The sequence below is a fragment of the Alistipes communis genome (genome assembly GCF_006542665.1).
Lineage (GTDB): Bacteria > Bacteroidota > Bacteroidia > Bacteroidales > Rikenellaceae > Alistipes > Alistipes communis.
Genome location: NZ_AP019735.1, coordinates 76,311 through 90,571, shown reverse-complemented (window position 1 = coordinate 90,571; position 14,261 = coordinate 76,311). Strand labels below are relative to the sequence as shown.

Sequence of the window (14,261 nt, the reverse complement as noted above, 5' to 3'; positions counted from 1 at the left end):
TAAGTTTAACAATTTAACGGAAAATGTGTGAGACATGAGAAATCCAAAGAATGTGTTAAACAGTCTGTCTAAACACAGCGGTAATTCAAACTACAAGTTTGAGCGGCTGTATAGAGTGCTGTTTAATGCGGAAATGTTTTATGTGGCCTACGAGCGCATTTACGCAAAACCGGGCAACATGACAGCAGGAACTGACGGTAAAACCGTCAGTGGAATGAGCATTGAACGCATTGAGCAACTGATTGAAAGTCTGAAAAACGAGACTTATCAACCAGCTCCGTCCAAAAGGGCGTACATACCGAAGAAAAACGGCAAGAAACGTCCGCTTGGCATCCCCTCATTCAACGACAAGTTGGTGCAGGAAGTGGTGAGAATGATACTGGAAGCTATCTACGAGGGCAGTTTTGAGCATACCTCACACGGGTTTCGGCCCGGGCGTAGTTGCCATACCGCACTTATCAGCATACAGAAGTCATTCACAGCCGTGAAATGGTTCATCGAGGGCGACATCAAAGGGTTCTACGACAACATCGATCATGATGTGTTGATAGGCATCCTGCGGGAACGCATCGCCGACGAGAGATTTCTACGGCTTATCCGCAAATTCCTTAACGCCGGATACATCGAAGATTGGGTGTTTCACAGAACGTACAGCGGGACACCGCAGGGCGGTATCGTCAGTCCTATATTGGCGAATATCTACCTCGACAAGTTCGACAAGTACATCCGGGAATACATCAATCGGTTCAACAAGGGGGAAATACGGAAAGGCAACGCTCAGTACAAGCTCTACGAGCAGCGGAGATACCGGCTGGCTAAGAAACTGAAAAATGAGAAAGATGAAAAGGTAAGAGAACAGATGGCCGCTGAAATCAAGCGGCTTCGGGAAGAAAGGAACAAGTTCCCCGCGCGTAATGAAATGGACAGCAGTATCAAACGATTGAAATATGTGCGGTATGCTGATGATTTTCTGATTGGGGTTATTGGTAGTCTGGAAGACTGCAAAACAGTAAAAGAGGACATTAAGAACTATTTGAAAGAGGCTCTTAAACTGGAACTGTCAGATGAGAAGACTCTGATAACCAACGCACAGAAACCCGCCAAGTTCCTCGGATTCGACATTTTTATCCGTAGGAGCAATGATTTACGCAAGGATAAAAACGGCAGAACGGTCAGGGCGTTCGGACACGTCCCGGTCTTGTATCTGAACTTTGAAACGATGCGAAAGAAACTCTTTGACTACAAGGCCGCAAGAATAGCGGTCGTGAACGGCAAAGAGGTATGGAAATCCATCGTCAGAACGTACATGATCGATTTGGACGACCTGGAAATAGTCAGTCAGTTCAACGCCGAAATCCGGGGATTCTACAACTACTACTCGATAGCCAATAACAGCCCGGCCATCAACTCTTTCTATCACATCATGTCATACAGCATGTACAAGACTTTCGCAAGAAAGTACAAGTCGTCTGTTAAGAAAATCCTGACCAAGTATAAAAAGGGAGGGATGTTCAAAGTGGCATATGAGAACAAGAAGGGTAAAATGCTCTACCAATCATTCTATCACGAAGGCTTCAAACGCAAAAAAAATGCAGGGGCTACCTCATGCGACACTATCCCGCGGACAGTTACAATAACTGGTGGTCGTAATAGCCTGATGGAAAGGCTGAAACTCCAAGTCTGCGAATTATGCGGTGCTACGGATAAACTCGAAATGCACCACGTCCGCAAACTTAAAGACCTGACAGGTAAGTCCGATTGGGAGAAGAGAATGATCGCCCGGCGCCGGAAGACGCTGGCGGTCTGCTCAAAGTGTCATGCAAAGATAGACCCTGACCGACGGATCAGACTGAATTAGTTAGTGGAGAGCCGGATACAGGGAGACTTGTAAGTCCGGTTCGGGGGCGAGTGCCCGGAAACCTATCATAGAAATATGACAAGGCGCTGGGTACTTAGCCTACGCCTACACGACCGAGGAGAGCGAGAAGATCGAGGTGCAGCGCCGGGCCGAATCTCTGGGCGGCGACATAGAGCTGGCGATCAAACAGCTCGCCGAAAAATAGTCATCAACCGGGGCCGACGCTCCGCAAACACCGAAAACATCATGTCGAAAATCATAAGTTGCGAACAACTCCGCCGTCTGGCCCGTCACCACGCGGGTATCGGCGAGATACTGACCGAAGCGCTCCTGTCCCCCGATCATCGGGAACCGATGCCGGAGACGATCTTCGGCGAGATACGCGAATTCTGCGACCCTCCGGCCTGCGGACTTTCCGCCTGCGGACACGAGGCATCCGCCCCCGCACCGGCTCCTTTCGGGGAACCCGTCGTAACGTCCGGCTGGCGCGAAGAGGAACTCCGGCGCAGGGAACGGGAGATGGGCCGCCTGTGCGGCAGGTGGATGTCCGCGCCGAACCGCTGCGGCATCGAGATCGTCCGCGCGGGGGAGCACTTCGTCCTCAGATACCTTAAACGTAACGGCCGTCCGACCGGCGAGCGTTATGTGCTGGTCTGGCTCGGCGGGGATATTCTCTATTACGGCTCCGACGACCGGATTACGATTCTGGCGCTCGACACGCAGACCGATACGCTGATGGTATCGCCGGGAGAGGATTACACCCGCCAGCGGGAAAACGAAAGATAGGGAGGCGGCCATGTGCAGGAGAAATAACGAATACCCCATACCGGCCTCGCACCTCTACTTCAGGATGTCGGAGATCGCGGGCCGCTGGTGCAGCCGCGAAGGGTCGCCGGAGGTACGGATATACCACAACGAAGCACGCCGGGCCGGCGGCTACCACGTGGCCTTCGCTTACGATGCGAAGACCGTGCTGCGGCGTCCGCTGCGGCAGATGTGGGGCCTCTGTTACTTCGACCTGTGGGGCCGCATCGGTCTTTCCTACGACCACGAACGCGACGTACTGACCCTCGCGGGCTACGGCGACTACTACCGCGCGGAGGAATAAAATCCCGCGAATGTAAAACCCATAAAACAACGAAAGAACATGAAACGATGGATATGGCTCATGTGCCTCGTTCTGGCCTGCTTCACCCAGCGGGCCGCGGCGCAGTGGACGGTCATCGACCCGTCCAACCTCGTACAGAACATCAAGAGTGCCGTGCAGAGTTCCACGACGGCATCCAACATGATTAAGTCTCTGCAAGAGAGCGTAAAGATTTATAACCAAAGCAAGGCGTATTACGACGCCCTGAAATCGGTGCACAACATCATCAAGGACGCCCGCAAGGTGAAGCTCACGATCGAGATGGTCAGCGAGATCACGGATATTTACATGTCGGGATTCAACCGTATGGTCACAGACCGCAACTTCACCTCCGGCGAGCTGGCGGCCATCTCGGCCGGTTACGCCCGGCTGCTGGAGGAAGGCGGGGCGCTGGTCACGGAGCTGAAGAACATCGTGACCTCCGGCAACGGCCTCTCGCTCTCGGACAAGGAGCGCATGGACGTAGTGGATCAGATCTATACCCGGATGTTGCGCTACCGTAACCTCACGCGCTATTATACCGATAAGGCGATCTCCGTCTCGTTCCTGCGCAGCCAGTCCAAAGGCGATGCCGCCCGCGTGCAGGCGCTCTACGGCAAACCCTCCGAAAGATATTGGTAGCCATGACACCGCTCGCAACAAATTTCGACAACCTGCACCAAGTGCTGCGCAATCTCTATCAGGAGATGCTGCCCCTGTGCGGGGATATGGTCGGCATCGCCAAAGGCGTGGCCGGTCTGGGAGCGCTTTTTTACGTGGCCTATCGGGTATGGAAGGCGCTGGCCTCGGCCGAGCCTATCGACGTGTTTCCGCTGCTGCGCCCCTTCGCCATCGGGCTGTGTATCATTATGTTTCCGACCGTCGTGCTGGGGACGGTGAACGCCGTGCTTTCGCCCGTGGTGCAAGGCACGCACGCCATCCTCGAAGGGCAGACGACGGACATCGCCGCCTACCAGAAGCAGCGGGACGATCTCGAATACGAGGCCCGCGTGCGCGAAGGCAAGGCGTGGCTGGTGGACGACGAGGTGTACGACCAACAGCTCGCCGAACTGGGCATTATGGATCTGGGCGAAATAATCAGTATGTGGTGGGAGCGGACGTGGCACGGAATCAAGATGTGGTTCCGAGAGCTGGTGCGCGACTTCTTCGAGCTGCTGTTCAACGCCGCAGGACTCACGGTGGACACGCTGCGGACGTTCTTTCTGGTCGTGCTCTCCATTCTCGGCCCGCTGTCGTTCGCACTCTCCGTTTACGACGGTTTTCAGGGAACGCTCACGCACTGGCTCTCCAAATACATCTGCGTCTATCTGTGGCTGCCCGTAGCCGACCTCTTCTCGGCCGTGCTGGCCAAGATACAGGTATTGATGCTTCAGGCCGACATTGCGGCGCTGCAAGACCCCAGCTACATCCCGGACGGCTCGAACGGCGTCTATATCATCTTCCTGATTATCGGGATCATCGGCTATTTCACCGTACCGACCGTAGCCGAGTGGATCGTGCAGGCGGGCGGCGGTTCGGGGCTGGGAGGCGTCAATCGCGCTTCGTCGTTCGCTGCCGGTGTCGCGGGCGGCGCGACCGGAGCTTTGATCGGCAAAGCCTTTGGGCGCGGCGACAAGTCGAAATACGGCGAGAGCGACGACAGCGGCCTCCGAGGCGATAACCTCGCCACAAAGGAGGGCGGAGGATCGTCCGGCGGCTATTGACGGAATGCAGCCAATCGCTTTTATGGCGATTGAGTCACATGTCAGCCGCACTTTTTCCTGTGCGGCTCAATAGAAGAGATAAACCCGATAAAACGACAAAAAATGGAATTCAAATCGTTGAAAAACATCGAAACGAGCTTTCGGCAGATACGGCTCTTCACGCTCGTCTTCCTCGGCCTGTGCGCCGTGGTGGCCGTGTTCAGTGTCGTGAAGAGCTACCAGTTCGCCCAGCGCCAGCGCGAGAAGATCTACGTGCTCGATCAGGGCAAGTCGCTGATGCTGGCCCTCTCGCAAGACCTCAGCCAGAACCGGCCCGTCGAGGCGCGGGAACACGTCCGCCGCTTCCACGAGTTGTTCTTCACGCTGGCGCCCGACCGGGCGGCCATCGAGAGCAACATCAATCGCGCCCTGTTCCTGTGCGACAAGAGCGCCTACCACTACTCGCAGGATCTTCAGGAGAAGGGCTACTACAACCGCGTGGTGGCAGGCAACATCAATCAGCAGGTACAGGTCGATTCGGTGGTCTGCAACTTCGATACCTATCCGTACCGCGTGACGACCTACGCCCGGCAGATGATCATACGCGAGAGCAACGTCACCGAACGCTCGCTCGTCACGCGCTGCAACCTCATCAACTCGGTGCGCTCGGACAACAACCCGCAGGGTTTTACGATGGAGCGCTTCGAGATCGTCGAAAACCGCGACCTGCGGGTCATAGCACGATAAATTATGATACGGAAATGGATAAAACGCGCCGGAGAGCGGATCGAGGATCGCCTGCGGCGCGTGTGCGGAGCTATCAGCCCCGACATGCGAGTCTATGCGATCGTCACGCTCTTCGTGCTCTTCGCCGCACTGTCGTTGTATAGCACCGTTTCGGCGATCTACTCTCTGGGGTGCAGCGACGGGGAGCGGATACGGATCGAACACCTGCGACGGCTTGCACCGCAGCCGGGGCACAAGCAGGAATCTTTCGGGAACTTAGATGCAATGCCGCAGCAGGAAGCAACCTTTCCCGCTGAAACAGAACGAACACAGTCCGGGGCGGACAGCCCCGAACGATTAAACACGACCGATTATGAAAGAGAACGAGAAACACGGCAGTAACGAACAGCCTGCGCCGGAGAAGCCCGCGAAGGAGCTTACCGAGCAGCAAATACAGCAGCGGCGCAAGATGATCGTCTTCCCGCTGATGCTGCTGGCCTTCGCCGCGATCATGTGGCTTATTTTCGCCCCTTCGGGCGGTGAGGAGACCACCGAACAGGCGGGGCTCAATACCAGTCTGCCCACGCCGGAGCAGAGCGGCATTGTCGCCGACAAACGCGACGCCTACGTGCAGCAGGAGATGAAAGCCAAACAGGAGGCCAAGATGCGCTCGCTGGAAGATTTCGCCTTCTCGCTGGGCGAGGAACCCGAGAGCGAGGAGGAACGGGCCGCACGCGAGGAAAGGGAGCTGCGCATGGCCCCCAAACCCGTAGAATACTACGAGGCACCCTCGCGCTTCGAGAGCGGAACCCTGCACTCATCGGTGGGGGCGTACCACGACCTGAACCGTCAGATAGGCAGCTTCTATGAAGAGACGCAGAACGAGGCCGAAAGCGACAGAGAGAAGGAGTTGCAGGAACGCATCGACCGGCTCGAAGCGCAGTTGGAGGACGAACAGGCCCGGCAGAGCGCCGAGGAGCAACAACTGGCCCTGATCGAGAAGTCCTACCAACTGGCCTCGAAATACATGAACGGAGGGCAAAATGCGGGCGGTGCGGCGGAAGCCGTACGGACGTCCCCTGAGGGCGGCACATCCCGCAGCGGCAGGAGCGCCGTGCAACCCGTCGCCCAAGTGCGCCGAGAGGTCATCTCGCGCCTCGCAGCCCCGATGCCCGATTCGGTATTCGTCGCGGAGTTCACGAAGCCCCGCAACTGGGGCTTCAATACTGCGGCGGGGAACGAGAACCCCGTACAGAAAAACAGCATCGGAGCCTGCATTTATCGCACGACGAGCGTGACGGACGGCAAGGAGGTGCCCCTGCGCCTTACCGAGCCGATGAGGGCCGGCGGTGTGCTGATCCCCGCGAACACCGTACTTACGGGCACAGCCCGTATCGACGGGGAGCGCATGATGATCACGGTCAGCGCCGTGCAATACCGGGGCAGCGTGATACCGGTCGAGTTGCTGGTTTATGACATGGACGGAGGCGAGGGCATCAGCGTCCCCGCATCCGACGAGATCAGCGCCGTGAAGGAGATCGCCGCCAATGCAGGTTCAGGATTGGGAAGCAGCATCACCATTACGGACGATGCGGGGACGCAACTGCTTTCCGATCTGGGGCGCAGCGTCATACAAGGCACGGCGCAGTACGTCGGGCAGAAAATGCGGCAGGTTCGGGTGACGCTCAAAGCCGGGTACCGTGTCCTGCTGCTGCCCCCGCTGGAATAACTGAACATCCATAAACCGAACACATTAAAGAAAGACAAGTCATGAACCGAAAGAAAATCGAGAGCACAGTCCGCACGCAAAACCTTTGCTCGCCGGTAACGAGGAAAAACAAGCCGTGCGCAGTTAAAAAAATCCTTTTGTCGTTCGCACTTTTAGGATGCGTAACGGGCGCTTCGGCGCAGGAGATAGCCGAAACCGCAGCGCCGGACATACCGGCTGCCGCGACACCCTCGACGGGCGACTACTTCGGCGGGCTGACCCGTCCGCTGACCTTCGACCGCATGATCCCGCCTTATGCACTGGAGGTGACCTTCAACAAGACCACGCACGTTATTTTCCCTTCGGCCATCCGCTACGTCGATCTGGGCTCGGCCGACCTTTTGGCCGCCAAAGCCGACGGCACGGAGAACGTATTGAGGGTCAAGGCCGCCCTGCGCGACTTCTCGCGCGAGAGCAACCTCTCGGTCATCACCGAGGACGGGGCCTATTACACCTTCAACGTCAAGTATGCCGACGAGCCGGTGAAGCTGTCGGTCGAAATGACCGACTTCCTGCACGACGGCGAGGCGGTGAATCGCCCCAACAACGCGCTGGAGATCTATATGGAGGAGCTGGGCAGCGAATCGCCGCTGCTGGTGAAGCTCATTATGAAGTCGATCTACAAGAACGACCGCCGCGAGGTAAAGCATATCGGCTGCAAGCGTTTCGGCATCCAGTACCTACTGAAAGGCATCTACTCGCACAACGGGCTGCTCTATTTCCACTTGCAACTGAAGAACTCCTCGAACGTGCCTTTCGAGGTCGATCACCTCACCTTCAAGATCGCGGATAAGAAGGTCGCCAAGCGCACGGCCATTCAGGAGCAGGTCATCCGGCCCCTGCGTGCCCACAACAACGTGCAGGTGATCCGGGGCAAGAGCAGCGAGCGCATGGTCTTCACGCTTCCGAAGTTCACCATTCCCGACGACAAGCACCTCGTGGTGGAGCTCTACGAGAAAGAAGGCGGACGCCACCAAACCTTTACGGTCGAAAATGCCGATCTGGTGCGTGCCGAGGTCATCAACGAATTAAAGGTCAAATAGCATGAAACGGTTGGCATTGCTGCTGTCGCTGGCCCTCGGTCTGGCTTTGGCTCCGGAAGCCCATGCCCAGCGTACTCTGCCCGGAATGCGGGGGCTGGAGGTACGCGCGGGCATGGCGGACGGCTGGTACTCCGCCTCCGGGCGCAGCACCACGGGGTACTACTTCGGAGCGGCCATGAGCCGTTATGCGGGTCGTGCGAACAAGTGGGTCTTCGGGGCGGAGTACCTCTGCCGCAATTACCCCTACAAAGCCGGGAGTATCCCCGTGGCGCAGTTCACGGGCGAAGGGGGCTACTACTATAAGTTTCTCGCAGACGGCTCCAAGACCTTCTTTTTCTACATCGGCGGCTCGGCCATGTTGGGGTACGAGACGGTGAACTGGGGAGATAAAATGCTGTACGATGGCTCCACGATCCGAAGCTGTGAGGGATTTCTCTACGGAGGCGCGGTGACGCTGGAGGCGGAAGCCTATATCACCGACCGCATCGTGCTCTGCATATCGGGCCGCGAGCGTGTGCTCTGGGGCACGACGACAGGGCATTTCCACACGCAGTTCGGAATAGGACTGAAATTCATCATCGACTGACATTCATCCACCACTTTTTATTAACCGCCGCACGAAGCGGCATAAAATCAATTAAATCTATGAAAAAGATGATTTTGGCAGCCACGGCTACCCTGGCCATGCTGGCCTCCTGCAACAAGCACACCGACGAGATCGCAGACTCGGCGACGGGCAGCGTAGTGAAAATCACCCTGACGGACAAGACGCCCGAAACCCGCGCCTTCTTCGACCAGACGGCCGCGGCCGAGAGCTGGGAGAAGAAGATCGGCACGCTCACGCTGTTCGTGTTCGACGGCAGCGGGGACGCCGTACTGCAACGCAACTTCACCGCTGCGGAGATTTCGGGACAGACGGCGACCATTCCCGTACCGGACGCCGCGCCGGGGCAAACGTACAGCTTCTATGCCATCGCCAACGGCAGCGCCCTTTCCGGGATCGGCACACTGGACGACCTGCGAAGCCAGACCGAGAGCGAGATCGCGGACTATAACGGTACGTTCGACGAGGTGACGACGAAGGCCAAACGCTCCGCAGGGTTTACCATGACCGGCTCGGCGACGCAGGTTATCGCACAGGCCGGGCAGACGACCACCGTGCAGATCGCGCTCGAAAGGCTCGTGTCGAAGGTAGCCGTACAGGCTACGACCGACAGCAAGTTCGCCTCTGCATACCCCGGTCGCGTGCGGATCGCTTCGGCGACTGTTTCCCGTGCGGCATCCTCGGTCTTCTATTTCGACGTCGGCACGTCGCATTCCGGAGGAACCCAAAACCGCGAGTATTCAGGGGAGACCATGCCTCTGTCCGCAGCACAGACTTTCAGCCATACGCAGGCAGCGAAAGAGCAGAGCGGGAAATATGCCAATTTGTTCTATATCTACGGCAATGAGGACAACATGGCTGCCGAGAGCGTACTGCTGACCCTCGAAGGCATTTACGATCATGACGGGGATTTCGGAACGACGGACGACCAGATGCCCGTAAGTTACGAGATCGAACTTGCCGGGGATTCGGGTAAGGCTATCAACCGCAATACCTACCGCCGCGTAACGGTGAACATCAGCGGCCTGACGGGTGCCGACGTGGCCGTGACGATCACCCCCGCAGACTGGGAAGGGCCGTTCAATCAGGATGTTAATATCGGTATGTAGCATCGGAAGGGAAGGGACAGGGTGCAATCGTCCCTGTCTTTCCCCTTTTTCCATTTTTCATTATGAGAAACCTACTGATTTTAATTATGCCGCTGCTCGCTTTGGCGATCGGTTGTTCCAAAGAAGACATTGTTCCGGCTGCGGAGTCTGCGACCCGCTTTACGCTGCGGGTGTGTCCGGAAGAAACGCAGGCGGTTACCCGGGCCGCGGACGAACGGGCCGTCAAGGACATGAACGTTTTCCTCTTCGATCCGCAGGGCATACGCCCGTCGCAACACTTTTACGTGCAGGGCGGCGTATTGGAGCGTTCCATTCCCGCCGGCCGGTACGATGTGTATGCTGTAGCCAATTTACATGAAGATATGGGCCCGATGAGCCGGAAGACGCTGTCGGCCTATGAGTTCCGCGTACCCCGGAGTTACACGTCGCTGCCCATGTCCGGATATGCGGAATGTACGGTCGGGAAAGGGATGCCGGAGGCTACGGTCACCGTTCGGCGCAACGTAGCCAAAATCGTCTGCAACACCTCCTTCTACGGGGTGGACTACGACCTGAAGCTCCAATCCGTGCAGGTGATGGATATGGCAGGTGTCACCACGCTGTTCGCGGAGGATCAGCAGGCCCGTGAACTCACCTCTTCCGAACCTTCGGCGATCGCATCGTATGAGAACCGCAAGGCATCGCGCACGTTCTTCTTGGCGGAAAACTGTCGGGGCGAAGTGCCGGGGATAACCTCGCAGGAGCAGAAATGCGCCGGCAACGCACCCGAAGGAGCGACCTTCCTGCGGATCAAGGCACAGCGCGAAGGCAAACTGCTGACGTATGACGTATATCTGGGAGAGAACAATACGACCAACTTCGACGTGCGCCGCAATACGGTATATACGCTCAATATCGTCATCAAGGGAGAAAACGTGGTCGATACCCGCGTCGATGCGTTCGAGGTCGGGATTTCGGACAACTTCCCTTTCGAGGGCTACCAGTTCGAGGGGTACTGCCTGTACGATCCCGGCCGGCAGCTTACGATCACCGTGGACGACCCGCAAAAGGCCGGCGACCTCTCGGCGACGGTTCGCCTTCTACAAGGCCAGCACGGAGCCTTCCTCTTCAACGGGCAGCCGCTCACCTCGTCCGTCACCCTCCCGCTGAACGACCCTTCGGGCGTGTACAGTTTCTCGGTGGACTACATCCCCGGAGAGGTGTTTACCGCCGACAATTACCGGCTCGTCTATGAAGTGGTTGTAAGCAACACGGACGGGTACAGCTATACGAAAACGTTTACGCACGACTTTTACAATCTCCTAACGATATATACCTACTGGAAGCGCGGGACTACCCACCGCGGCCGGGGAAGTGTCGACAAAGAGAATATGACGGTCGTAAAATGGAGTTCTTCCTATACGCCCGAAGACAATCGCATGATGATATTGTCGTTGGACGACGGGCCGCTCGTGCCTCTCAAACCGGTGGACGGATCGAAAGTCGGAGGTTGGTATGCGGATCGCGGCCTCACACGGTTCGTTTCAGCGGAAAACCCGTACCGCCATCCCATGAAAAGTTTTCGGGATACGCTCTACGTGGACTTCGTGCAGGAAGCCGTCTATATCTATACCCATGTCGATCTGGTCGAGATAAGTTGCGACGGCGCGTACCGAATCGATCAGGAAAAACAGGCGTTCGTAGTTCCGATAGGAAGCCGCTGCACGTTCAAGGGGATCGGAGGGAAAACAGTCGCCGTCTGGTGGAGCAACTTCATCGGCCACTATCCCCGCAAGGAACTGTCGCGGGAGCCGGAGTATTCCTTTACCGCATGGGAAAACTGCAATATCGTTCCCGAATTTCAGACCGATTAACCTCTCTCAACGCTCCGCCGATACCTTTTGCCGGATGCGGCGGTTACTCATTCCAACAAACATAGAAACACGATGAAAAGATTATTTGTATTGCTGCTGTTCGTCCTCGTGGCGAACGCGGCTTCGGCTCAATATACGGCCGTGCGCGTCAATGCGCTGGGACTGGCAACGGGAACCGTCAATGCCGGCGTAGATGTGGCCGTAGCGGAAAAATGGTCTGTCGAAGCGTCGGCATACTGGAACCCGATCTCGACCGAAAGTCTGCGAACCAAAGTGCTGGGAGCCGTCGTGGGTGTGCGCCGCTGGCGCTTCGAGCCGCATGTCGGCTTCTTTTGGGGCGTGCACTCGGCCGTCGCACAGTATCGCGTCGGGAACCGGAACAAACGCTACAACGGCTGGACTGTCGGCGTAGGTGCCAGCGCGGGCTATTCGTGGATGCTGCATAGGCGGTGGAACTTCTCGCTCGAAGGCGGCCTCGGCCTGTATTACATGAACGATACGCGCTGGAATCCCGCACCGCCGCCCGGCGAAGATGTCTTTCTGCGGCATTACCGCCGTATCGTACTGGCTCCGGCGAAGCTGGAAGCCTCTTTCTCTTATATGTTTTAGAATATCGAGACATGAAAAAGCTCTTGTTTTTAGGACTTTTGCCGCTTCTGGTCGCATCCTGTACGAAGGATAGCGGCAGCTATCCGCCCGATGGGCCGCAGTTCCCCGAAGCTGCCGCTTCGCAGGTGGAAATATCTTTTGCGGCTGCGGATAACGGATTTCCGACACGAAATTCGGAGGATGAAAATGCCATTGCAGACGTGAACCTTTACCTGCATAACGTACAGACGGGTTCACTGGAACATCACTATCTGACTGCGGGGAACGCTTCGCGGACGATGACGATAGCCCACGGCCGCTATGAAGCGTATGCCATCGCCAATACGAAGGAAGACATGGGGCCGATGACACTCCTGCGATTGCAGGAAGCGATGTACGTTCCCGATGTATCGGGAGATACCGATGAAAGGTTTGCGATGAGCGGCCGGCAGTCTTTCACCGTATCGGGGGCTACCGATGTCGCGATACTCCTCCGACGGTGTGTGGCAAAACTGACTCTGAACGTCACGACGGCCGGCGCCTTTACGGATTTCGAACTCCGATCCTGTCAGGTAACGGGCGTATCGTCCTGCGTGCCGTTCTTCGCTGAAAGCAAACCCACAGCAGACAGCGAAGTGACATCCTTTCCGAAGAGCGTCCTTTCCGGACGCAGCTACTCCGTTGTTCTTTACCTTCCCGAAAACACTCAGGGCGAAGTGCCGGGTATCACCGACCCGCGGCAGCGCAGCCGCGAAAACGCCCCGCAATACGCCACCTGTATCCATCTCGAAGGCGAAGCGTCGGGCCGTAAGGTCGATTATTACATCTATCCCGGCAGCAACGTCACGACCTCTTTCGACATCCTGCGTAACCGTCATTATAATCTCGATGTGATGATTTCGGGGGCCAATGCGACGGATATGCGTCTTTCGACGCTCGGCGCGACCTTCACGGAACTACCTCGGACGTGCAGCGTGGGCGACGATATTTTTACCGAGATGAGGGTCGAGAGCACCGATCCCGACGGTCGCTACACGCTGACCGTCGAACAGGAGAAGGGCGAAGGTACGATAACATTCGACGGTATGGCCATGACGACCGGAATTCCCGTCGCATTGCCCGGCGGAGCCGGAATTAAAACAGCACGGATCGGATACTGCCCGACAGTTGCAGGCGAAGCCATGCTGACATTCGTCCTGCGGGATGCCTATGATTATGAAATTCGCCGTACGCTGACGACCGAGGCGGTCGAAAAACCCTCTCTCGATGTTACGCTGACACCGCCTTCGGCAATCGTCGTCGGCAATCCCGCCACTTTTACGTTGGAAATCAGAGGAAGCGATGACGCCGCAATCTCTACCTTCACTTGTTCCGATCCGCAGGCCGTTTTCGTATTTCCCGCAGGGACAGGGCTCGGCGGCAATGAAGCCATGTTAGGCAATGGAACCCACAGTTTCTTGCTCGACACCCGTGTTACCGGCGAGCTGACGGTTACGGTGCAGGTAAGCGACGGCAGCGGCCATAGCGTACAGCGGCAATGCACGGTAACGTCCCGTTATCCGAAATTCTCTGCAATGATACGAACCATGTCCTCGGCGACTCTCTATTCGGACAGTCCGATGACGCTGATCATCCGTTCGACCGAATACGCGGGCGACTATACCGTAAGTTATACGACGACCTCGACGAATTGCAGGGTTTCGTATGGCGGTTCCATGTTACACCCCGACAGTCCTGTAACCCTCGAAACCGGACAACATATTTTTACCGCCAACTCTTCCTATGCCGAGCGGACGGAATTCGTCTTTACGATTACGGACATCTACGGGCGAAGTCAACAAGCACGGGCGTCGATTACATGGAGGTAGTCGGCCCGTCTTCTC

Annotated in this window: 14 protein-coding genes; all 14 read left to right on the top strand. The window is 56.9% G+C overall.

The features are described 5' to 3' along the window. Positions 1–34 precede the first annotated feature (34 nt). Positions 35–1,858, top strand: a complete 1,824-nt coding sequence (locus FMF02_RS00430; protein WP_141411823.1) for a reverse transcriptase domain-containing protein — start codon at positions 35–37, stop codon at positions 1,856–1,858. Positions 1,859–2,104: 246 nt separating this feature from the next. Continuing rightward, the gene (locus tag FMF02_RS00425; RefSeq protein ID WP_141411822.1) at positions 2,105–2,644 is read left to right on the top strand and encodes a hypothetical protein; all 540 of its coding nucleotides are present in this window, start codon (positions 2,105–2,107) and stop codon (positions 2,642–2,644) included. Between the two features lie 10 nt (positions 2,645–2,654). Further along, complete coding sequence (locus tag FMF02_RS00420; protein ID WP_032135173.1) at positions 2,655–2,966, top strand: DUF3876 domain-containing protein; 312 nt, start codon at positions 2,655–2,657, stop codon at positions 2,964–2,966. A 39-nt stretch (positions 2,967–3,005) separates the two neighbouring features. Next, positions 3,006–3,626 (top strand): DUF4141 domain-containing protein, encoded by a 621-nt coding sequence (locus tag FMF02_RS00415; protein WP_141411821.1) that lies wholly within the window; start codon positions 3,006–3,008, stop codon positions 3,624–3,626. 2 nt (positions 3,627–3,628) lie between these two features. After that, entirely contained in the window at positions 3,629–4,708 is a 1,080-nt protein-coding gene (gene traJ, locus FMF02_RS00410; protein ID WP_141411820.1) for a conjugative transposon protein TraJ, read from the top strand. Positions 4,709–4,810: 102 nt separating this feature from the next. Beyond that, the gene (gene traK, locus FMF02_RS00405) at positions 4,811–5,434 is read left to right on the top strand and encodes a conjugative transposon protein TraK (protein WP_141411819.1); all 624 of its coding nucleotides are present in this window, start codon (positions 4,811–4,813) and stop codon (positions 5,432–5,434) included. A 3-nt stretch (positions 5,435–5,437) separates the two neighbouring features. Further along, positions 5,438–5,815, top strand: a complete 378-nt coding sequence (locus FMF02_RS00400) for a TraL conjugative transposon family protein (RefSeq protein ID WP_141411818.1) — start codon at positions 5,438–5,440, stop codon at positions 5,813–5,815. Next, entirely contained in the window at positions 5,787–7,142 is a 1,356-nt protein-coding gene (gene traM / locus FMF02_RS00395; protein ID WP_141411817.1) for a conjugative transposon protein TraM, read from the top strand. Before FMF02_RS00400 ends, traM begins: the two co-directional genes overlap by 29 nt. A 131-nt stretch (positions 7,143–7,273) precedes the next feature. After that, positions 7,274–8,224: a conjugative transposon protein TraN gene (gene traN / locus FMF02_RS00390; RefSeq protein ID WP_032135248.1), complete on the top strand. Its 951-nt coding sequence runs from the start codon at positions 7,274–7,276 to the stop codon at positions 8,222–8,224. Between the two features lies 1 nt (position 8,225). Continuing rightward, positions 8,226–8,810 carry a conjugal transfer protein TraO gene (locus tag FMF02_RS00385; protein ID WP_141411815.1) on the top strand — a complete coding sequence of 195 codons (585 nt, stop codon included), beginning with the start codon at positions 8,226–8,228 and terminating at the stop codon, positions 8,808–8,810. Between the two features lie 59 nt (positions 8,811–8,869). Next, the gene (locus FMF02_RS00380; protein WP_141411814.1) at positions 8,870–9,937 is read left to right on the top strand and encodes a FimB/Mfa2 family fimbrial subunit; all 1,068 of its coding nucleotides are present in this window, start codon (positions 8,870–8,872) and stop codon (positions 9,935–9,937) included. A gap of 86 nt (positions 9,938–10,023) precedes the next feature. Further along, positions 10,024–11,790: a DUF4906 domain-containing protein gene (locus tag FMF02_RS00375; protein ID WP_162502245.1), complete on the top strand. Its 1,767-nt coding sequence runs from the start codon at positions 10,024–10,026 to the stop codon at positions 11,788–11,790. 72 nt (positions 11,791–11,862) lie between these two features. Next, a complete protein-coding gene (locus FMF02_RS00370) occupies positions 11,863–12,399 on the top strand; it encodes a DUF3575 domain-containing protein (protein WP_141411812.1) in 537 nt (178 codons plus the stop codon). Positions 12,400–12,410: 11 nt separating this feature from the next. After that, a complete protein-coding gene (locus tag FMF02_RS00365; protein WP_141411811.1) occupies positions 12,411–14,246 on the top strand; it encodes a DUF4906 domain-containing protein in 1,836 nt (611 codons plus the stop codon). The last annotated feature ends 15 nt before the right edge of the window (positions 14,247–14,261 follow it).